At 62.7% G+C, this 19,633-nt stretch carries 19 protein-coding genes; 14 read left to right on the top strand and 5 right to left on the bottom strand.

Annotated elements, in window-relative coordinates; translation table 11 throughout:
- Positions 1-28: 28 nt before the first annotated feature.
- From BJI47_RS03735 to BJI47_RS03725, 3 genes are all read left to right on the top strand, one after another.
- A complete protein-coding gene (locus BJI47_RS03735; RefSeq protein ID WP_254900357.1) occupies positions 29-1,315 on the top strand; it encodes an ATP-binding protein in 1,287 nt (428 codons plus the stop codon).
- Positions 1,312-2,373, top strand: a complete 1,062-nt coding sequence (locus tag BJI47_RS03730) for a hypothetical protein (protein ID WP_088942468.1) — start codon at positions 1,312-1,314, stop codon at positions 2,371-2,373. The genes BJI47_RS03735 and BJI47_RS03730 overlap by 4 nt, the downstream gene beginning before the upstream one ends.
- A gap of 98 nt (positions 2,374-2,471) precedes the next feature.
- Positions 2,472-3,239 carry an SDR family NAD(P)-dependent oxidoreductase gene (locus BJI47_RS03725; RefSeq protein WP_084348186.1) on the top strand — a complete coding sequence of 256 codons (768 nt, stop codon included), beginning with the start codon at positions 2,472-2,474 and terminating at the stop codon, positions 3,237-3,239.
- Positions 3,240-3,388: 149 nt separating this feature from the next.
- Here BJI47_RS03725 and BJI47_RS03720 read toward each other — a convergent pair whose 3' ends face one another.
- Positions 3,389-4,957, bottom strand: a complete 1,569-nt coding sequence (locus tag BJI47_RS03720) for a TM0106 family RecB-like putative nuclease (protein ID WP_088942506.1) — start codon at positions 4,955-4,957, stop codon at positions 3,389-3,391.
- Between the two features lie 208 nt (positions 4,958-5,165).
- On the opposite strand from BJI47_RS03720, the gene BJI47_RS03715 reads away from it, so the two are divergent.
- The 9 genes from BJI47_RS03715 (at position 5,166) to BJI47_RS03675 (ending at position 13,523) form a co-directional block, all read left to right on the top strand.
- Positions 5,166-5,816, top strand: a complete 651-nt coding sequence (locus tag BJI47_RS03715; RefSeq protein WP_088942467.1) for a DUF6474 family protein — start codon at positions 5,166-5,168, stop codon at positions 5,814-5,816.
- Positions 5,817-5,837: 21 nt separating this feature from the next.
- On the top strand, positions 5,838-6,356 hold the full coding sequence (locus BJI47_RS03710) for a hypothetical protein (RefSeq protein ID WP_088942466.1): 519 nt from the start codon (positions 5,838-5,840) through the stop codon (positions 6,354-6,356).
- Between the two features lie 47 nt (positions 6,357-6,403).
- The gene (locus BJI47_RS03705) at positions 6,404-7,078 is read left to right on the top strand and encodes a YcnI family protein (protein WP_088942465.1); all 675 of its coding nucleotides are present in this window, start codon (positions 6,404-6,406) and stop codon (positions 7,076-7,078) included.
- On the top strand, positions 7,075-7,617 hold the full coding sequence (locus BJI47_RS03700) for a copper resistance CopC family protein (RefSeq protein WP_088942464.1): 543 nt from the start codon (positions 7,075-7,077) through the stop codon (positions 7,615-7,617). Before BJI47_RS03705 ends, BJI47_RS03700 begins: the two co-directional genes overlap by 4 nt.
- A 38-nt stretch (positions 7,618-7,655) precedes the next feature.
- Complete coding sequence (locus BJI47_RS03695; protein WP_254900356.1) at positions 7,656-8,549, top strand: CopD family protein; 894 nt, start codon at positions 7,656-7,658, stop codon at positions 8,547-8,549.
- Positions 8,550-8,667: 118 nt separating this feature from the next.
- Positions 8,668-9,690, top strand: coding sequence for an ABC transporter substrate-binding protein (locus tag BJI47_RS03690; RefSeq protein ID WP_254900355.1), 1,023 nt, complete (start codon positions 8,668-8,670; stop codon positions 9,688-9,690).
- The gene (locus BJI47_RS03685) at positions 9,680-11,305 is read left to right on the top strand and encodes an iron ABC transporter permease (protein ID WP_254900354.1); all 1,626 of its coding nucleotides are present in this window, start codon (positions 9,680-9,682) and stop codon (positions 11,303-11,305) included. The genes BJI47_RS03690 and BJI47_RS03685 overlap by 11 nt, the downstream gene beginning before the upstream one ends.
- A 16-nt stretch (positions 11,306-11,321) precedes the next feature.
- Positions 11,322-12,371, top strand: a complete 1,050-nt coding sequence (locus BJI47_RS03680) for an ABC transporter ATP-binding protein (protein ID WP_088942461.1) — start codon at positions 11,322-11,324, stop codon at positions 12,369-12,371.
- A 279-nt stretch (positions 12,372-12,650) separates the two neighbouring features.
- Entirely contained in the window at positions 12,651-13,523 is an 873-nt protein-coding gene (locus BJI47_RS03675; RefSeq protein WP_088942460.1) for a universal stress protein, read from the top strand.
- On the opposite strand, the gene BJI47_RS03670 is transcribed toward BJI47_RS03675, so the two are convergent.
- Together BJI47_RS03670 and BJI47_RS03665 are read right to left on the bottom strand one after the other, a co-directional pair.
- Positions 13,524-14,120 (bottom strand): hypothetical protein, encoded by a 597-nt coding sequence (locus tag BJI47_RS03670; protein ID WP_088942459.1) that lies wholly within the window; start codon positions 14,118-14,120, stop codon positions 13,524-13,526. It abuts the gene before it with no gap.
- A gap of 28 nt (positions 14,121-14,148) precedes the next feature.
- Positions 14,149-15,120, bottom strand: coding sequence for a GGDEF domain-containing protein (locus BJI47_RS03665; RefSeq protein ID WP_254900353.1), 972 nt, complete (start codon positions 15,118-15,120; stop codon positions 14,149-14,151).
- Between the two features lie 403 nt (positions 15,121-15,523).
- Here BJI47_RS03665 and BJI47_RS03660 point away from each other — a divergent pair, with 403 nt between their 5' ends.
- Complete coding sequence (locus BJI47_RS03660) at positions 15,524-16,006, top strand: MarR family winged helix-turn-helix transcriptional regulator (RefSeq protein ID WP_088942457.1); 483 nt, start codon at positions 15,524-15,526, stop codon at positions 16,004-16,006.
- Between the two features lie 4 nt (positions 16,007-16,010).
- Positions 16,011-17,975: an MDR family MFS transporter gene (locus tag BJI47_RS03655; protein WP_088942456.1), complete on the top strand. Its 1,965-nt coding sequence runs from the start codon at positions 16,011-16,013 to the stop codon at positions 17,973-17,975.
- A 123-nt stretch (positions 17,976-18,098) separates the two neighbouring features.
- On the opposite strand, the gene BJI47_RS03650 is transcribed toward BJI47_RS03655, so the two are convergent.
- Positions 18,099-19,136, bottom strand: a complete 1,038-nt coding sequence (locus BJI47_RS03650; protein ID WP_217808503.1) for a DDE-type integrase/transposase/recombinase — start codon at positions 19,134-19,136, stop codon at positions 18,099-18,101.
- Positions 19,109-19,570 (bottom strand): hypothetical protein, encoded by a 462-nt coding sequence (locus BJI47_RS03645; RefSeq protein WP_176224659.1) that lies wholly within the window; start codon positions 19,568-19,570, stop codon positions 19,109-19,111. Before BJI47_RS03645 ends, BJI47_RS03650 begins: the two co-directional genes overlap by 28 nt.
- Between the last annotated feature and the right edge of the window lie 63 nt (positions 19,571-19,633).

The raw sequence follows: 19,633 nt of genomic DNA, 5'->3' as shown, positions 1-19,633 counted from the left end.
GCCCCATACACTCCCGAATGGAGGGTGTATGAAAAACACAGTTTCAGGGTCAGGAGTGGAGCCGGCGGAACGACCCAATGGGCCAGGAGTGGAGCCGGCGGAACGACCCAATGGGCCAGGAGTGGAGCCGGCGGAACGACCCAATGGGTCAGGAGTGGAGCATCGGTCGCTGGATCGGTTGCTGCGCATGTTCGGACGGTTCGTCGGTACCGGATATGTAATCTATTTTGCTCTGCTGTTCTCCGAGTTGGTGCGGACGGCGAATCTGACGGCGTGGTGGTGGCCTCCGTTCGCCGGTGTCACGGTGTTCGGTTCCGGTGTCCTACTGGGTCTGGCGACGTTTCTGACCGATATCCGTTGGACTCGGCTCGCGGCGGGCATGGCTGCGATCTTGTACCTGGTCGCTATCTGCACATGGCTCATGGCGTGGGACTGGATCTCGTTCGATGTCGCTGGGCTCTATTTGTCGGCGTTTCCTGGTCTTGCGGCTCTCGCTGCTTCACTTGTGTGGCGCCCGGGTGTGGTGGCTGTCTATCTGGTTACCGTGGTGTTGATCATTCACTGGTCCAATGCACGTGTTCGGCAACCGTTCGTCGAACCGACCTTGTTCGCCGACATCGCTTTCGCCATCATGTTCTGCACCATTTTTGTTGCCGCTTTGCTCGGGGCTTTGCGCACGGCAAGGATTCTCGATGCGACGATCGCTGCGACTCAGGCCAATGCTGCGAGTGCCGCTGCTGCGGCGGCCCGTGATGTCGAACGGGAGCGGTTCGACGCGCTCATTCACGACGGAGTGATGACTTCGCTGCTGTCGGTGGCACGCCAGGGTCGCACCGAGTCCGTTGCGAGGCAGGCCAGGGCGACACTCGATCAGTTGGATGCGCTGCGTAGCTACTCCGTCGACAGTCGGTTCGACAGGGTGAACGCGGTCGCGCATCTGCGCGCGGCAGCCACGGACGCCGACGAGTCCGTGTCGATCGAGGTCCGCGGGGCGTCCGACCCGGGCACGACGTATCCGGCCGACGCTGTTCGCGCCACTGGGGCAGCGCTGGCCGAGGCAGTGCGCAACAGCGTCAAACATGCAGGCGAGGGGGCTACTCGGATGGTGTCGGTTACTGCCGAGTCCGGTCGGCTTGCAGTGTCGGTGTCCGATGACGGCGTCGGATTCGATCCCGATTCCATCCCACCGCATCGGCTGGGTGTCGCGGTGAGCATTCACGGTCGGATGCGGCAGCTCGACGGCGGGTCTGCCGTGGTCTCCAGCACGGCCGGTTCTGGGACGACGGTGCATCTCCAGTGGGAGGAGCTCGCGTGAAGTATTTCCGACGGCCTTCTCACGGTCCGGAACGTCAGGACGTTCGCGACCTACTCGGGATGCGCACGCGCACTGCCTATTTCATTGTCCTACTGTTCTCTTCGGCTTGCTTGATCAGTGCCGTGGCAACGATGCCACCTGGGGCGAATTTCATTCCGTTGGCGTTGGCTGTCCTGATCAATGTAACCAGTTCACTGGTCTTGCTTACTGCACCGGGAGATCCACTCCCCCTGCGCTATTCGTACCCACTGATGCTTTCCGGACCGGCCGCACTGTGGTTGGTCTTCGCGGCGATATCCGCCCCGCCGACCAATCCGTTGCAGACGTGGCCGCTCGGCGCATCGGTGGCTATTTACACGTTCATGTGCGTTCGAGGCAGGACGTTGCTGGCCTGGATCGGTCTCGTTTCGCTCATCGGATCATCGGTACTGTGGGCCATGATGCGTGGACAGGGCGCGGCGTACGGGTTGTCGTTCAGCCTGATCAACGCGGCACCACTGCTGATGTCGACGTTCTTCGCGTTCACCATTCGCCCGCTTGCACGGTCGATTTTCGAACTACGACGCCAATCCACGATGAGGATCGCGGCCGAGGCCGCTGCGTCGGCGGTCCTCGAGGAACGTGACGCGCAGCTGGAACGTCTGGACGAGCTGGCTCGGCCTCTGCTCGAACGGACAGCGGCCGGTCCAGACCTCGAGCCCGATGAAGAATTGGCCTGCATTTTGCTCGAGGCCGATCTGCGAGATTCTCTTCGCGCGCGCGGGCTCCTCGACTCTCGGCTTCAGGAATCTGTTCGAGCGGCGCGTATCCGTGGCGTCACAGTGGTACTCCTCGACGATCGGTCCGACGCTTTCCTCGCGTCGGAGATTCGTACGGTCATGATCACGTCGGCGGTGGAGCATATCGACCGGATCGAGAGCGGTACTGCGACAGTGCGATTGCTTCCTGCCGGCCGTGAGGTCTTGGCGACCATCCTCGTCGATGCCGAGCAGACGTATCGAGTCGAGTATGCGCCTGACGGTTCGTCGACGACACCCGACGAGGCTGCGCTTCGCTGACTCGAGTACCTCCTATCTCCGCGTCCTGAACGCCCGCCGGTTATGGTGCTCACGAGGCACGGGCCACATCGGGCCGCCAACAGCGAAGGGATTCGTCAGTGGAGATTTCGGGAACAGCAGCGCTGGTCACAGGAGGCGCGTCGGGGCTCGGGGCTGCGACGGCCAAGCGTCTCGCCGACGCGGGCGCCACGGTATTCGGCCTCGATCTGGCACAGTCCATCGAGCGCGCAGGCGACAGCGTGCCGGCCGGGGTGACGTTGATCCCCGCCGACGTCACGAGCGAAGCCGAGGTCGAGGCGGCTCTGGACAAGATCGCCGAAGCGGGCGTACCGCTCCGCATCGTGGTGAACTGCGCCGGCGTCGGCTGGGCAGGACGCATCCTGTCCAAGAAGGGTCCGCACGACCTGGAACTCTTCCGCACGGTTATCACCATCAACCTGCTCGGAACGTTCAACGTCATGCGCCTGGCCGCCAATCGGATCCAGTCGCTGTCCACGGTCGACGATTCAGGTCAGCGTGGTGTGATCGTCAACACCGCGTCGGTGGCAGCATTCGAAGGACAGATCGGACAGATCGCGTACACCGCTTCCAAGGGTGGCGTACACGCGATGACGATCACCGCAGCACGCGACCTGGCTCAATTCGGTATTCGCGTCAACACGATTGCACCGGGCATCGTCGACACCCCGATGCTCGCAGGCGTCACCGAGGAATACCGCAAGGGCCTCGAGGCGAGCGTTCCGTTCCCGTCGCGCCTCGCTCAGCCGTCCGAATACGCACAGTTGGTGCAGATGATCGCCGAGCACGATTACCTCAATGGCGAGACCATCCGCATGGATGGCGCGATTCGGATGGCTCCGCGCTAATTCGATCGCTTCAATGGTCCACTCATACGATTAGATAGCTACAGGGTGACATTCAAGCGGTGGGCGGAATTTTCCCCCACCGCTTGAATGGTCCACTCATACGATCAAATAGCTACAGGGCGACGCCATTGAAGCGTCGGAGCCCGCGGTCAGACCCCCGCGCGCAACGATTCGAGTGTCGGGATCTCGATTTCCGCTCGATCGCTCATCCATTCGCGGAGGACCTTCGTTGCCCGGACATCGTCTTCGTTGTAGACCAACAGGCGTTCGCGCTGGGTCGCATCGGATTCGGCGTCGTAGCCGACCGCCTCGCGGTACCACCCCATCGATGCCTCGCCACCGGCCTCGGCGTCACGCCATTCGAAGCCTGCTACCGGCGCAATCTTCTTCAGCCCCTTGCCATTCGGGCAGATGAATTGATCGCTGACGGCCTTGTAGATATCGACCCACTGCTCGCTGTCGATGAACTCCCGAATTTCCGCCTCGGTCGGTACTCCACTGATGTCGCCGAAGCGTCGAGCGGAATCCAGCAGCCACTTGTCCTCGGCGGCCCGCGAATAGCAGTAGGCCGCGAACGTCTTGCCGCGCGCAGCAGCGTCGGCCCGTTTACCCATGAGCCAGGCCCAGAATTCGGCAAAGGAACGGCCCTCGTCCACTGTCGGCAGGGGATCCCACGTGACGAAGCCGCGATACTTCGCCGGCGGCCCGCCCTTTTCTGTCAGCAACGTGCCCCACATGTACGCGCCGTGTTCCTGATAGCTCTCCATGTCGACGTCGACCTCCACGTCGGCACGGTGAACCGTCACCTTGTCCGTGCGACGCAACAGGGGTACCCCCGCTCGCCAGGCCGTTGCCGCTGCCACGGCGTCGGTGAAACTGCCGAACGGCCAGTTTTCGGGCTCGGGGCCGGAGAAGTCGGCTAGTTCGTCGATGGTGAACACACCCTGTTCACGTAGGGCATCGGCCCGCATACCCGACGCCACCAGGCTGACGTCTCGATTCGCGACCAGTTGCGGACGGCAGTCCGTCCACCACGGGCACGATCGACATTCGCTGACGTGCGAAGGCACGGTGAAGCTCTCTCCGCGAGCGACGGAGAGCCGGTCGAGGAATCGGGCGTCGTACTCGTCGAACACGGTGGTCAGGTCGTGGACGAGGATGCATTCTGCGCGGTAGCCGATTGCACCGCCGTGGGCGTTCGGGCTCGCGATTCCCTCGAAGTCGAGCATGCGGTAGAGGTGTGCCAGACGCAGTTGATCGCGCAGTTGGCTGCGGACCTTCCGCGTCTCGTCCACCGCGGGTGCCCATTCGGTCAACGGTGACGTGCGTGCACCGCGACCGGGGTCGGTGACCTTGTGGTTGACCACGATGATCGGGATGTATCCGCCGTCGACGGGGTCGAGCATCAGAATCTCGCTACGCCCGCGTCGTCCGGTCGTTCGTTCGATCGGTAGGACGGCATTCCAGATCCATGGCACGCGGCGACGGCATGCGGCCATCGTCAGTTCCGATGCGGTGCGGGCATTGGGCGCCTCGATTTCGACCCACCCGTCCAAAGTCTCCGACAATCTGGATCTGATGTCCTCGCGCTGCGCGCGGGCCGCTTCACGGCGTTGGCGAACCCCTGGGTTCTCCGGTTCCTCCCGCAGCAGCGCGGAGTAGGCCGTGTCCAGATACAACCGGTGTCTGCATCGCGTCAGCGACCCGGCATCGATCAGTACCGATACCCCTCGTTCCACTGCGCGTTGGCTCGTCACGCCCCGAGCCTATGTCCCCGTACCGACAATCAACGACACCGCGCGATGACGAAGCCGCACAAAGTGCAGGGCGCAGATGTTCTCGTCGCCATCCGTACCGATAGGCTGTGTCAAGCAATTGTGCGCGCGCCGCGCCGAACCGCCGAAGTTGACGTAAGGGGCCTTGTCGATGGGTTTGTTCCGTAAGCGCAAGGGTCGTGCCACTCGCAAGGCCGAGGCCAAGGCGCTCAAGCACAAAGCGACGTTGGAAGCGAAGTTTGGCGCCAAGAACGAACGCAAGCAGCTGAAGTCGATCGCGAAGGCACATGGCAAGCTGAGCGCGGTGGAGGCCAAGTCTTCGAAGAACGTCGAGAAGGCACAGGTCGCGGCCCTGAAGGCGCAGCAGAAGGCTGCGATGCAGGGCAAGTTCTCGGCGGCTCAGGTCCGCAAGTACATCGGAATTGCGCGGGTGCTGATTCCGGTACTGACGCCCATCGTCTACCGAGGTGCTGCCCTGGTACGCGGCAAGCTCGACGAGCGCAAAGCCTCGCAGCTCGGCATCAATCCTTCCGAGCTCGGCCAGTACACCGGCTACGGCGCCAAGCTCAGCGCCCGTATCGCCGGTGCCGAGATGTCGCTGGAGAAGGTCACCTCCGGCTCGAATGATGCCGAGACGACCAAGTTCGCCGACGCCATCTCTCAGCGTCTCACCGACCTCGGCACCGCTGTGCGTACCTCCGAGCAGATGCCGGCACAGCGACGCAAAGCTGCCCACAACGCGATCTCGGCCGAACTCGACGGCATCGAAGCAGACCTGCTCGCCCGCCTCGGCGTCCGCTAGCCCCCGAATTCACCGATCCCGTTGACCACACCGGCAGCCTCGCTCCGCGGCGGAGCTGTCGGCGCGCTGACGGTCACACTCGCTGTCGCTGCGCACGGCAGCGCGGGGGGCGGTTATCCGAGCGGGTCTGCATTGATATTTCTGTTGGTCGTCGGTGTGGGTGTGGGTGCGCTCGCAACGATGCCCGCGCCGGGCATGGTCCGTCTTCTCGGTGGCCTGGTTATCGGGCAGTTCGCCGCTCACCTGGCGCTCGCGGCCGGCAGCCCACAGGAGATGACGCACAACCACTCGGCGCTGCCGAGTGCTTCCATGCTTGCCTTCCACCTCGCGGCCTCGACCGTTGCGGCAGTTCTCGTCTGCACGGCCGAGCGCTTGTACGGGCCGATCACCTCGATCGTGCGCGCAGTTCTCGACCCACCACTCCCCCTTCCCGACGCGTCGGCCGGTGGGCACATCGGGGCGGTCGGGTTCACGCTGTCTCCGCAACACCGATTCACGACGTCCATCTCGAGGCGTGGGCCACCCGATTCGCAGCACTGAGCGAGTCGAAGAGATAGGCCCACATACCCTTTCGAGAAGGAATCCTCATGAATAGCTTCATTCGTCGCGCCTCGATCATTGCAGGCGCCACTTCGTTGGCACTGGTAGTCGGGACAGGCGCGGCTTCGGCGCACGTCTCGGTCGTTGCGCCGGGCGCCGAGCAAGGCGGGTACACCGTTCTGACGTTCCGTGTACCGACCGAGTCCGACACTGCGGCAACGACGTCGGTGAAGGTCGAACTGCCTGAATTGAACTCGGCACGTACACAGCCCATTCCGGGATGGACGTCGACCGTCGACAAGAACCCGGAGGGCCTCGCCACTGCGGTGACCTGGACTGCAAGCCCCGGATCCGAGATCGGTCCGGGACAATTTCAGCAGTTCCTACTTTCCGCGGGCCCACTGCCGGAGGAGGAGACGGTCAGTTTCCCAGCGACGCAGACCTACAACGACGGCAAGGTCGTCGCCTGGAACCAGGAGCCTGCTGCCGACGGAAGTGAGCCCGACTATCCGGCCCCGTCGGTAACTCTTGCGGCTGCAGCTGCCTCCGGCGACGGGCATGGTCAGGCAAGCGCGACGGGCACCACCTCGGACACCGCGGAGGCGAGCACCGAATCGGAGTCGGACAACACGGCCCGTTGGCTGGCAGGTGTCGCTCTGGTACTCGGTGCGCTTGGTGCAGCACTCGGAATTGGTGCAGCAGTGCGGGGTCGACGGTCATGAAGAAGCTGATCGTCGCCGTAATCGCAGTGTCGGCGCTGATTTTCGGTGCTCCGATCGCGTCGGCGCATTCGATCGTCACTGGGTCGAGCCCAGAGGAAGGTGCCGACATCGCAGCAGGACCTGCTCAGGTGTCCATCACCTTCAACGAGACGCCGCAGTCCCAGTTCGCGACGGTTAATGTGGTTGGACCCGACGGCAACTTGTGGTCCAAGGGCGATCCGCGGATCGAGGCGCAAAGCATCGTCGTCGACGTCGGCGAGCTCGGTCCGGTGGGGCAATACACGGTGGCGTACCGGGTGACCTCCGCTGATGGTCATCCCATCAGTGGGACGCGTACGTTCACCCTCACCCAGGAGGGATCGGGTACCCCTGGTGCGGCCGCCGACGCCGATGCAGGTGCAGGTGCCGACGCATCCTCCGAGTCCGGCGGGATTCCGTTGTGGCCGTTCTTGATTGTCGGTGGGTTGGCGTTCGGCGGCGCTCTCGCCTACGCACTACGTAAGCCGAAAGACGAGCGTAAGCCGAAAGAAGACAGCTGACTCTCCTGCGCGAGTTCCGCCGGTGGTGGGTACTCGCGGTGGCGGTGTCGGGAGTTCTCGGAGTGGGAGCGGCCTGGTTGCTCGCCCATCCCGAGGGCCCGGATCCGTCGGCGGCGGTCCGGGTGCTCGCCGATTGCCTCGGAGCCACTGCGTTGGGTCTCGCGTTGCTGCGCACCGAACTGTTCCCGGTGCGCAGCAGGCCGACGATATGGCGGCAGGTCGCTGCCGTCGGGGGTCTGTGGACCGTCGCCGAAGTCGCACTGTTGGTCGACGCCGCTGCCGAGTCTTTCGGCGGCGGCGTTACCGGGCTTCCGATGGCGCAGTTCGGTACTTATCTCACCGACATCACCGTCGGCCGTCTTGGAGTGGTGACGGTGTTGTGCACCGCTATCGTCTCCGGCTACGCGCTGCTCGCCTATCGACGCGGGAGTGATGTACCCCCGATACCTATCGTGGTGTTCACCGTCATCGCGCTCGTTGCTCGGCCGATCACCGGTCATATGTCGCAGCAGTTGTTCGGCGGATTGTTCGCCGCGGTGCACACGGTAGCTGCTGCGGTGTGGCTCGGGGTTCTGGCGGCAATGGCGTCGACTCTTCGTGCGAGGGGCGCATGGGCGACGATGCTTCCGATCTACTCGCGGCTCGCCTGGTGGTCGGTGTGGATATTGGCGGTGAGTGGGACGGTGAATGCAGCGGTCAAGATCGGCGGGTTCGGCGGCCTGTTGGACACCGGTTACGGCCGAATCGTGTTGGCCAAGACCGTCGTGCTGATTTTTCTCGTTGTGCTCGCGCGTCGAATTCGGTTGACCTGGCTCGTTTCTGCGGTAGCGCATCGAACGAAGGCAGACGAGTCGCTCGTCCGCGCGGCGGTACATGTATGCGTCATCACCGTCGCGTTCGGTCTCGCGGCAGGTCTTGCCACGACGGCATGACGAGGCTCGCGAACTGACGTTCACCGCCGCGCTACCGCTCGTGCACCGAAGAGGTCACTGCTTGTCGTTTGCCCGGGCGACGATCGCAGTTCCTTCGGTCGCTCAAGGAGCACTCACGTTGATTACCTTCCCTCGCCCCGCAGTGGGCGTAGTTGCCTCTCTCGCTCTCGTCGCTGCCCTGGCAGCCTGCTCCGAACCAGCCACATCCGAGACCACCTCCGAAACGGGCAGCGGCACGCTGACTGTCTACACTTCCGAGCCGCAGGCGAAGATCGATGCCCTCAATGCCGAGTTCATGGACGTCAATCCCGGCATCGACGTCCAGGTCTTCCGCGCAGGCACCGGTGATCTCAACGCCCGCATAGCCGCCGAACTCGAGACCGGCACGATCGGAGCCGACGTTCTGCTCGCCGCGGACGCACCGACATTCGAGAGATACAAGGACGAGAACCTACTGCTGCAATACACTCCCGCCGGCGTCGACAAGCTGAATCAAGATGTCGTCGACCCCGAGGGGTACTACGTCGGCACCCGGATCATCCCGACGGTCATCGCATACAACACCGCCGCCGTCACCGATCCGCCCACATCATGGAAGGATCTCGCCGACCCGAAGTACAAGGGCCGGATAACTCTCCCGAATCCAGAAGTGTCGGGTGCGGCAGCGTTCAACACCGCAGTGTGGCTCAGCGAAGAGGCATTGGGCGAGCCCTGGCTCGAGGCTCTCGCGGCCAACGAACCAGTAGTCGCGGAAAGCAACGGGCCAGTCGGACAATCCGTTGCCGCCGGCACCCAGCCCGTCGGTATCGTCGTCGACTATCTGGTGCGTGAACTCGCCGCAAAGGGATCACCCATCGCGCTCGAATACCCGACCGACGGTGTCCCGTACATTTCGCAGCCCGCAGGCATCTTCAACGACTCGGCCAACCCCGAAGCCGCGAAGAAGTACGTAGATTTTCTCGTCGGCAAGCGTGGGCAGGAAATAGCCGTCGATCAGCAGTATCTGCCCGTGCGCGACGATGTCGGGACGCCCGAGGGTGCACCGGCACTTGCAGATCTGCAGCTGCTCAATCCTGATCTTGCCGAGATCGCCGTCTTTCAGCCTGCCGCAGTGAAGAGGTTCGGCGAGCTTGTCGGTTAGGTTCACCCGGGGCGGCCTGACCGTCGTGCGGGTATCCCTGTGGTTGGTCGTCGGTGCGGTGATCATCGTGCCCATCGGTGCGGTGATTTCGATCGGCCTCGGCGGCAACCACATCGGTGAGCTACTCGACGCCGGGATCGTCGACGCGACTGTCAACAGCCTGGTGTCAGCAGGGGCCTCCGCCGCGATGGCAGTGGTGATTGCAATCGTCATGGCACTTGTGCTCGACCGCACGGACCTTCCCGGACGCAGTGCTGCTCGGTTGATCTTGTTGAGTCCATTGCTGATTCCACCGTTCGTGGGTGCCATCGCGTGGACAGGCCTGCTCGGACCGAGTGGGATGATCAACAAGTACTTCACCGAGCATGTAGGGGCGCCGCTGTGGAACATCTACGGCGGCGACGGGGTCATCTTCTTGCTGACAATTCACTCCTACCCACTGGCGTACTTGATCGTCTCTGCTGCACTTTCCCGCATTCCCGGCGATCTCGAACAGGCCGCGCGCATCGCTGGCGCATCACCGTGGCGCGCGATGCGTGATGTCACCCTGCCTCTGCTCAGAACTGCGTCGGTAGCGTCGTTCACGCTGGTTGCGGTATCGAATTTGGCGGATTTCGGGATTCCCGCACTGGTCGGTTTACCCGAGCGGTACGTGACTCTCTCGACGATGGTGTATCGATTCATTCAATCCGGCACCGTCGCAAAGCCTCTCGAAGTGGTCTCGGCCATCGGCATCGCGTTGCTCGTGCTTGCTGTTGCCGCAGTGGCCGTCGACCGACTCCTGGCGAGTCACAGTCCTCAGGTCGACGGCCCCAGCACCAGTTCGCGGTTACTTCCCCTGGGCACCAGCAGAATTCCAGCTGCCATGCTCGTGTGGGTCATCACTCTTTCCGTGACGCTGCTGCCAATTCTCGCCCTGGCATCACAGGCGCTGCTTCCGGCACCCGGAGTACCGTTCACCCTCGGCAACCTGACCTTGGACAGCATCACCGCCGCCGTCACTGCTCCGGGTACCATTGTGGGACTACAGAATTCGGTCATTCTTGCACTAGGAGCGGCCCTGATATGCGGGTTCGTGGGGTTGACACTCGGTGTACTCACCACACGTACCCGTTCTCGCGACAACACCGGCCTCGACCTGGTCGCGCTGGTCCCCCAGGCCATTCCCGGTCTCGTCATCGCCGTCGGTTGGTTGATCGTCGGGCGGTACACCGGGTTGTTCGACACTCGCTGGGTCATCCTCTGTGCCTACGTCATGGCGTTCCTCGCCATCGTCGTGCAGGCCGTCAGGGCGCCGTTGCGCGCGACGCCGAATGCCCTGGAGGAGGTCGCTCGCTCCTCTGGTGCATCACCACTGCGCGCCTTGTACGACGTGTCCTGGAAGATGGCTGTTCCAGCGGCGGTCACCGGCGCCGTGCTCGTAGCACTGACCGCGGTTCGCGAGCTCACGATGTCGGTTCTACTGGTCGCCCCCGGCACACAGACGCTCGGTGTATCCATTTTCAACCTGCAGCAGGCAGGGGACTACAACGCGGCCGCTGCACTTTCCCTCCTCGTCGCACTCGTCGGTATGGCAGGCCTCGGTCTGGTCGCGGGCGCACGAAACCGTTCCTGACGAAAGAAGCGCAAGAATGTCCGCCATCGAACTGCATGCCGTCCACCTCGACTACCCCGGCGGCAACACCGGCCTGCAGAACGTCGACCTCGAGATCGCCGACGGCGAATTCTTGGCGCTGGTCGGACCGTCGGGCTCCGGGAAGACAACGTTGCTGCGCACAATTGCAGGTTTCCTCGAACCGACGTCGGGAACCGTATCTATCGCCGGCGATATCGTCGCCGGGGCGGGACGGACGGTTGCGCCGGAGGACCGCGGGCTCGGCATGGTGTTCCAACAGCATGCGCTGTGGCCGCACCGGAACGTCGGCAAGAATGTTTCTTACCCCCTCGAGCTGGCGCGAATCCCACGAGGCGAACGGTCGAGGCGCGTTGCGGAGGTGTTGGAACTGGTTGGACTGCCCGGCCTCCAAGACCGCGACCCGGCGACGTTGTCCGGCGGTCAAAGACAACGCGTCGCGCTGGCGAGGGCCCTTGTCCGATCGCCACGCGCCCTCCTGCTCGACGAGGCGCTGTCCGCACTGGACGAACCCTTGCGTGATCGGCTGCGCCTCGAACTGCGGGCGCTGACGAAGGCAGCGGGGCTCACAGTCGTCCATGTGACCCACGACCGGACCGAAGCACTGGCGCTCGCCGACCGTGTCGTAATTCTCGACAGCGGTGCTGTCGCGCAGATCGGGACGCCGAAGGAGGTCGTCGAACGCCCCTCGTCGGCCTTCGTCGCACAATTTCTTTCCGACGCCAACCTGATCGCAGGCAGTATCGACGGCGGCCGATTTCACGCCGACAATCACCCGATCGAAGTGTGCTCCGACCTCATCGATGGGGTAACCGCGGGAAGGGGCACGCTGGCTATCCTGCCGTCGGATATCGAACTCACCGGCGCGTCTCCTCACGATTGCGCAACCGGCGTCGTGACGTCCTCGTTGTTCGGGCGTGAGCGCAGCGATGTCGTCGTCGAGTCTCATGGGGTGTCGTTTCGCTGCTCCGTCTACGGACCTCGGCCTGCTGTCGGCGACGCGGTCACCATGACTGCGCGGCGGGGCATTTTCGATCCGGCCCGGTAGACGCACACGGCCCCTGCCGTTCCGTTGTTCGGCTTTCGAGTCGAATATCGGAATCTGACTGTTCCCCTGCGCGAAAAGGTTTCCAGCACCGGTATTCTCGCCGGTTCCGTTGCTCACATAGCTGGGTGGTCGCAGCCCTGGAGCGCAACTGACGGGCTAGGCTCGAAGTGTCCGAAGGGCCCGATAGTCCGGGCTCCAGGGCCGGCGGTGCCGGCGAATCCTGGTCCAGTCGGGGGCTGGGACGCGGTGCCGAGTGAAGCTATGAAGGAGCGAAATTTTATGAGCACTGTGTTGCCTGTGGTTGCTGGAGTCGACGGGTCGCCTGCCTCGCTGGACGCGGCGGTGTGGGCAGCGAACGCCGCGAAGCGCCGTGGCTTGCCGCTACTTCTGGTGTCGGTCTCGCCGATCTCGCCTGGTGTTCTGAGTGTTCTGGTGCCGTTGCCGCAGGAGTTCTACGATGACCAACGCCAGCTGACGACAAACGTGCTGCAGGAGGCAGTCACACGTGTGCGCGCAGAACTCGGCGACGACGCGCTGGTGATCGAAACGAAGGCAGTCACCGGTATGCCGGCAGCGGAGTTGCTGGCGTGCTCGAAGCAAGCCGCAATGATCGTCACGGGTACACGTGGGCTCGGAGAGCTGACCGCAGGGTTGACCGGCTCGGTGAGCTCGGCGCTGATCGGGCATGCGGGGTGTCCGGTAGTGGTGATCCACGGCGGCAAGCCACAGTCGAACGCCAGTGAGGGCCCGGTAGTGGTCGGAGTCGATGGCACGGACAACAGTGTCCCGGCAGTGGCAGCCGCATTCGAGGAAGCGTCACTGCGGTCGGTGGACTTGATTGCGGTGCATGCCTTTTCGGACGTGCTGTTGGCATCGTGGTTCGAGAACGATTGGGTGTCGATCGAAGAGGCGGAGCGTGCGGTGCTGTCCGAGCAGCTCGCCGGTTACGCCGATCGGTATCCGGATGTGAAGATACGTTCGGTGGTGTCGAAGGACCGTCCGGTGAACTCTCTGCTCGAGCAAGCCGACCAAGCGTCACTGATCGTGGTCGGTAGCCGCGGGCGGGGTGGATACATGGGCATGTTGTTGGGGTCGACCAGCCGCGCGATAGTGCATACCGCCGAAGTGCCGGTCATGATCGTCCGGGACTGACTACAAGTGTTGGCGACGAAGGTGTTCGAGAAACTCTTGACGAGAGTCGCGGCCGGCCCGTCGTTGTCGAGCAGAGGCGTCGAGGTGGGCGCGTAATTCGATGTTCCAGCGGCGGGTTGCAGTATTGATGCGATCGGCCAATGTCGTCAGTTGTGTCAGTGTCGCGGTGATGGCGGAGTCGACGTCGTCACCGCGGAGATGATCGCCCGAGATCGTCAGAACGAACAGCGGCCCGGCACGGAACAGATGGTGCGAGAGAACGCCGTGGACACTCGCATGAAACGGCGGTGAGTCCGCGGGGCGATAGTTCCACAGAAAGTGCGGGCCGGTGACCGGGATGTCGACGACCACCCGGGGTCGGTGGTGGGATTCGCCGTCAGCAGTCTGGACAACGGCATCGCCCGGTCGGGATTCGGAGAGCTCACTGCGACGGGGTACGCCCAGGGCTTCGAGGGCGAACTCGGTGCATACATGGTCGATGGCGGCGGTGGGGCCGGCCATGAAGCGGGCCTCGTCGATGTTCTCCAAGGCCGCGTGGGCAGATGCGAGGCGTTCCCTCAGGAACTGCTCGAGATCGTTGTTCTGAAGTCCGCCCACGCACTGATCATGCCTCGAGTTCGCGCCATCACTCCTCGGGGCTCCGCAGTTCGCTCGTCCGCTTCCTGGTATCGGACGCGTACTCGCACTCGCGGGGGTAATAAAGGGTATCGCCACCGGCGTGCTTGGCTGCATACATCGCGGCGTCCGCGCGGGTGTAGACCGTCTCGAACGTGGCGACGAGATCAGACGCGTCGGCGTGCGCGACGCCGATACTCACGGTCACTCCCGGATGCAATTCTGGGGCCAAGCGGGCCTGCAACTCGTCGGCCTGCGCGATGGCCTCGGCCGGATCGAGGTGGGTGACAACCGCAAATTCCTCTCCACCGGTGCGGGCCGTGGCAGCCGGAGGGCCGAACGCCGCGTAAATCGCATTCGCGACGGCTCGCAGTACGACGTCACCGTGAGCATGGCCATGTCGATCGTTGACGGCTTTGAAGTCGTCGAGATCGATGACCATCACCGTCACCACCCCCACCCGATCGCCGATCTCGGTGATCGCAGCGGCGAGCCCTCGCCTGTTGCGGAGTCCGGTCAGTGGATCGAAGAGCGCCGCCGATGCGTCCCGTCGCAGCATCAGCAACAGGACATAGGAGAACGTGGGCGCAGAGAACAACAACAAGATCAACAGAACCAGATATGCGCACGCAACGACGGCGTCTCCTCCTGGCTCTGCCAGCGCACACACGAACAGGACACCGACTATCACGGCTGACCAGGCCTGGTGGACGACGATCATCTTGGGACCATGAAAGACAGCTATATATGTGCCGTTCACCGCTAGCCCTGCGGCGCAGGGCAACGCAACGAACGAATCGGCGAGCATCAGCAACGCTGCGGCAATGCCGATTTCGATCACGGCGACGAACAGACGTGAGTAGTTTTCGGTAGGCCAAGGCCCGCGCATCCACAACGCGCCGAGCACTACCCCGATGGCCGCAAGCCCCCAGGCCAGGACCTGTCCGAACCCGTCGGGCATTCCTGCTGGAGTGAAAGTCATCAAAGCACACAACACCGCGTACAGCCAGCACCAGGTTCCCAACGCGAAGCGAGCGTGCCACAGAAGCGGACTGGAGTGCCGATATGCGACGGTCCAGGTGTGGTCGGCGGGTTGAGACCACCATCGCGCCAACGAGCCCATACTCGGGAGAGCCTTTCGTACGAGGGAGTTTTGCTACCACGCCGCGAGAATTGCGGGCCGACCCCCTCGTCCGCAGCAACATACCTCATTGTGACAGAGAAAAGGACGGGCGGTCCGATAACGGTCGCCGTTTCGGCGAGTGTGGAAACAGACACGATCGAGTAGCTGTGACGAAGGTAATTGAAAAAATAGTTGTTTACTTCAGCTATATATCTATATGGTTGCATACAGCAAGTAATTTACATTGACCGTTGGAGCACTCATGGCAGTAGCAACTACCACAGCAGAATCGCTTGTCGAAGAGGTCTTCCGCTTCGCTCGCTCTCTGCGACGTGCCGTGACCGCCGGTGACGACAGCTCGCCTCTACCGCAAGCTTTGACCGGAGTACTGACAATCCTTGCTACAGAGGGTGAGTGCCGACAGACCGACCTCGCCAACAGAGTGTGCGTCAGCCAGTCGGCCCTCAGCCGGCAGATCGCAGACCTCGTCGAACTCGGCCTTGTCGACAGGAAACCCGACCCCGACGACAAACGCGCCTCGCGCGTCTGTGTGTCGGCAGAAGGTCAGCAGAAGTTGACGGCGATCTGGGACCGCCGCGCCCAGCGATTACGGGAGTTGCTGTGCGAATGGAGTGAGGACCAAGCACTCGATGCACTGCAATCGGTCCGCCGACTCAACAACACTTTTACCGAAGACGCGCTCGCTCAGCACGACGTGGCGCACTTGAAATCGATTGCGAGATGACCATATGACCACAGGTACCGACGCTCCGCCAGCAAAGGCAGTGGCAGATCCGGACGCGATGACCCACCGGCAGATCCTCGAGGCCCTCATCGGCCTTCTTGCCGCGTTGTTCACCGCACTGCTGAGTACGACCATCGTCGCGACTGCACTGCCCACTATCATCAGTGACCTCGAGGGTTCGCAGACTGCGTACGCGTGGGTTATAACGTCCACGCTCCTTGCCAATGCCGCCTCGACCCCCATCTGGGGTAAGCTCGCCGACCTCTTCAACAAGAAGGTGCTCGTCCAATCGGCGATCATCGTCTTCGTCCTCGGCTCGATCATGGCCGGTTTCGCGCACAATGTTCCGGTATTGCTGGCTGCCCGCGTAGTTCAGGGCATCGGCATGGGCGGGTTGACAGCACTCGTCATCGCCATCATCGGAACCATCGTCTCTCCGCGTGACCGTGGCCGCTACTCCGGTTACACCGGTGCGGTCATGGCTGTGTCCATGTCCGGTGGTCCGATCCTGGGCGGCGTCATCGTCGACAGCCCCCTCGGTTGGCGCTGGTGCTTCTTCGTCTGCGTGCCTTTGGCCGTCATAGCCCTGGTCTTGGTACAGCGGACACTGCACGTTCAGACCGTCCGCAAGCAGAACGTCGCCATCGACTGGCTCGGCGCACTCCTCCTCACAGCGGGTGTATCCGTTCTCCTGATTTGGGTTTCGTTCGCAGGCAAGACCGACTACTACGCCTGGTTCTCGCGTGAGACCGCAATGCTCGTCGGCGGTGGCCTGCTACTCCTCGTGTTGACAGTTGTCGTCGAATCACGACACTCGTCACCGATCATTCCGCTCAAGATTGTTACCGAGCGCACCACCGGGCTGGCAATCATCGCGTCCATTGCAGTCGGCGTAGGCCTCTTCGGAGCGACCACGTTCCTCGGACAGTACTTCCAGACCGCTCGCGGCTACTCCCCTACAGACGCCGGATTGCTCTCCATTCCAATGGTGTTCGGTACACTCGTCGCCTCCGTCGGATCCGGACAGTTGATCACCAAGTTCGGGAAGTGGAAGCCGTTCATCACCACCGGTGCGGTATTGCTGGTCATCGGATTCGTTCTCCTCGGTACGATCGACCATCAAACCAGCCTGTGGACAGTCGGTGGGTTCACCGTCATCGTCGGCCTCGGTACCGGCATGCTGATGCAAAACCTCGTTCTCGCCGTTCAGAACACGGTCAGCGTGCAAGATGTCGGCGCGGCGTCCTCGACCGTCGCGTTCTTCCGTACTTTCGGTGGCGCAATCGGCGTCTCCGTTCTCGGATCGCTACTGGCGACCCGCGTCGCAGAGAAGTCCGCGACAGGTCTGGCCGAACTGGGGGTCGACACCTCGGGCGGCGGATCATCGTTGGATCTCGACGCGCTGCCACCACCGGTCGCATTGGTCATTCGTACCGCCTACGGTGACGCGACAGGGCGCATCTTCCTCATCGCCGGATTCGTTGCCATCGTCACGTTGATTGCAGTCCTGCTGATCCCGAACCGTCCGCTACGTCAGACGATCGACATCGCACAGGCTCCTGAGCCCGGTGAGCAGCCCGCCGAGATCCCGTCCTTCGGTACTGCTCGCGAATACTTGGCACCGGAGATCGACGAACGCGATGTCAGCGGCCGCCACGAGGCGCCGACAGGATCGGTACCGGTCGCCGGTCTGAGCGTCGACGACCGCGATCGTCTGCTCACCCTGCTGCTACCCGAGCCCAAGGGCGCTCTCGAAGCGCTCGACCAGGCAGCAACTATCCGCGCTCAGGTCGTCGCTCTGCAACAGGAACTCGACACTAAAATGCTCGATTTCGATGCGGTGTGCGAGCGACTCCGTCACCTCGGTCTCACCGAGGATCAGATTTCACGAGTTCGCGGAGAGGGTCACATTCCCGACCCTCACCTGGATTACGTGAGTTCGGATTCGAACGGTTACCGCGCCAACTAGTGCACGAACAAAGGAAGGGCCCCACACTATTCGGTGTGGGGCCCTTCCTTTGTTCAGTCCCGCCTGAACCTCGCACCCTTTTTACCGACCTGCGCGCCACGGTCGTGTCCGAGCCGGAAGTTGTCAACCTGTCCGAGACAGGTTGGTGTTGATCCCGGTGGGTCCGGGAAGGTCAGGGGCACAGGGTGCTGCGCGATAGCGTTCGGGGTGGTTGGCGTAAGCCCGGTCGAGTGCACGCTGGCGTCGTTGCTGAGTGTCAGCAGCGATGCCGGTGTGCACCTGATGTGGTGTGTGCCGTCCGAGTCCACTGTGGCGGTGTTCAGTGGCGTAGCGATGAAGAAACTCTGTTGTCCATGTGCGGGCGTGCTCGATGTCATCGAAGTGCGGTGGGCAGTTGAGGTCGTATTTGATGGTCTTGAACAATGACTCCGAAAACGGATTGTCATCGCTGACCCTCGGTCGTGAATACGTCGGGACGACGTTCTCGGCGACGAGAGATCTCACCAGAGCATCCGAACGCATGACTGCACCATTGTCTGCGTGCACTCCGTTAGGTGCCCCGAATCGTTCGATAGCGCGGGCGAACATCGCTACCGCCAGGGCAGAGTCTTCCGAGTATTCGACACGCCAACCCACCGGATAGCGGGAGAACACATCTATGACCAGATACAACCTGTATCGATCCTGGGTCCGTGGCCCCCGCAGTTCGGTGACATCCCAGGACCACAGTTCACCGACGTCGCCGGCGTGCACGATCGGCTTGCTGCGATGTTGGACGAGACCGCCGAGCTTGCTGCGTCGACGATCACCGACCAACCCCTGTTGGGCGGCTATCCGGTAGAACGTACGCTCGCTGCAGTCAATTTTCTCGGCATCGAATGCACGCCAATATGTTTGAACGACAGACAGATCGGCGTAGTCGTCAGCTTCGAGGACTGACACGATCGCAGTCCGTTCGGATGCGGTCAGTGCTGCTGGTTGGTGTCGATCCTTGTGCGGTGTCGGATCGACGACAGGGCGGTAGTGGGAGTAGTTGCGTGTTATTCGGTAATAGGTGGCGCGTGCGATACCGACCAATTCGCATCCGTCACGGACACCGACGTCAGCTCCCACGAGCGCGCCGACGAGGGCGATCAGGACAGTTTGTTGCGCTCGAGCCACCGTGCGTATTCGTTCGCGCTCAGCAGTGTTACCGGAATCTCGGTCGGGTCCTCGTTCGGTGAGCTCGTGGTGATTCCTTCCAAGAGCTCGTACGCTTTTCCCAGGATCTCTTGCACCGCCTCGCTCTGGGCGAGTTTGTGTTTGAGTTCGCGGTTCTCTTTACGGAGTCTGTTGAATTCGGCGCGGTCGAAGTTCTCCATGCGGCGTAGTGACCTCTTTTCTGCGGCCGGAGCCATCTGTGCTTCGTATTCTCCCTCGTCTCGGCTCCGAAGCCAGTTCCGCACGGTCGCTCTGGTGAGGTTGTGCTCACGCATCAGTCGAACCTTCGATCCGTGGTCGGTACACAGATCCCACTCTTCGACGAACGCGATCCGAAACGCAACCGGAAACGTGCGCCCGCCCGTGCGGGTGCGTCCGATCTCGATGTCGATCACAAGCAACTCGATTCCCCGCCTACTTTGCCAGGATGTGTCTCACGATCATCCTGGCAAAGAACG

Origin of the sequence: Rhodococcus sp. 1168, assembly GCF_002091955.1 — a bacterium.
GTDB lineage: Bacteria > Actinomycetota > Actinomycetes > Mycobacteriales > Mycobacteriaceae > Rhodococcoides.
Note: the sequence above shows the minus strand (reverse complement) of the source record. Positions and strands in the feature narration are given on the sequence as shown.

Coding starts and splice junctions, on each gene's coding strand:
- BJI47_RS03675 (WP_088942460.1), top strand. CDS start 12,651: ATGAGCACTGTGTTGCCTGTGGTTGCTGGAGTCGACGGGTCGCCTGCC.
- BJI47_RS03715 (WP_088942467.1), top strand. CDS start 5,166: ATGGGTTTGTTCCGTAAGCGCAAGGGTCGTGCCACTCGCAAGGCCGAG.
- BJI47_RS03735 (WP_254900357.1), top strand. CDS start 29: ATGAAAAACACAGTTTCAGGGTCAGGAGTGGAGCCGGCGGAACGACCC.
- BJI47_RS03655 (WP_088942456.1), top strand. CDS start 16,011: ATGACCACAGGTACCGACGCTCCGCCAGCAAAGGCAGTGGCAGATCCG.
- BJI47_RS03665 (WP_254900353.1), bottom strand. CDS start 15,120: ATGACTTTCACTCCAGCAGGAATGCCCGACGGGTTCGGACAGGTCCTG.
- BJI47_RS03705 (WP_088942465.1), top strand. CDS start 6,404: ATGAATAGCTTCATTCGTCGCGCCTCGATCATTGCAGGCGCCACTTCG.
- BJI47_RS03700 (WP_088942464.1), top strand. CDS start 7,075: ATGAAGAAGCTGATCGTCGCCGTAATCGCAGTGTCGGCGCTGATTTTC.
- BJI47_RS03660 (WP_088942457.1), top strand. CDS start 15,524: ATGGCAGTAGCAACTACCACAGCAGAATCGCTTGTCGAAGAGGTCTTC.
- BJI47_RS03680 (WP_088942461.1), top strand. CDS start 11,322: ATGTCCGCCATCGAACTGCATGCCGTCCACCTCGACTACCCCGGCGGC.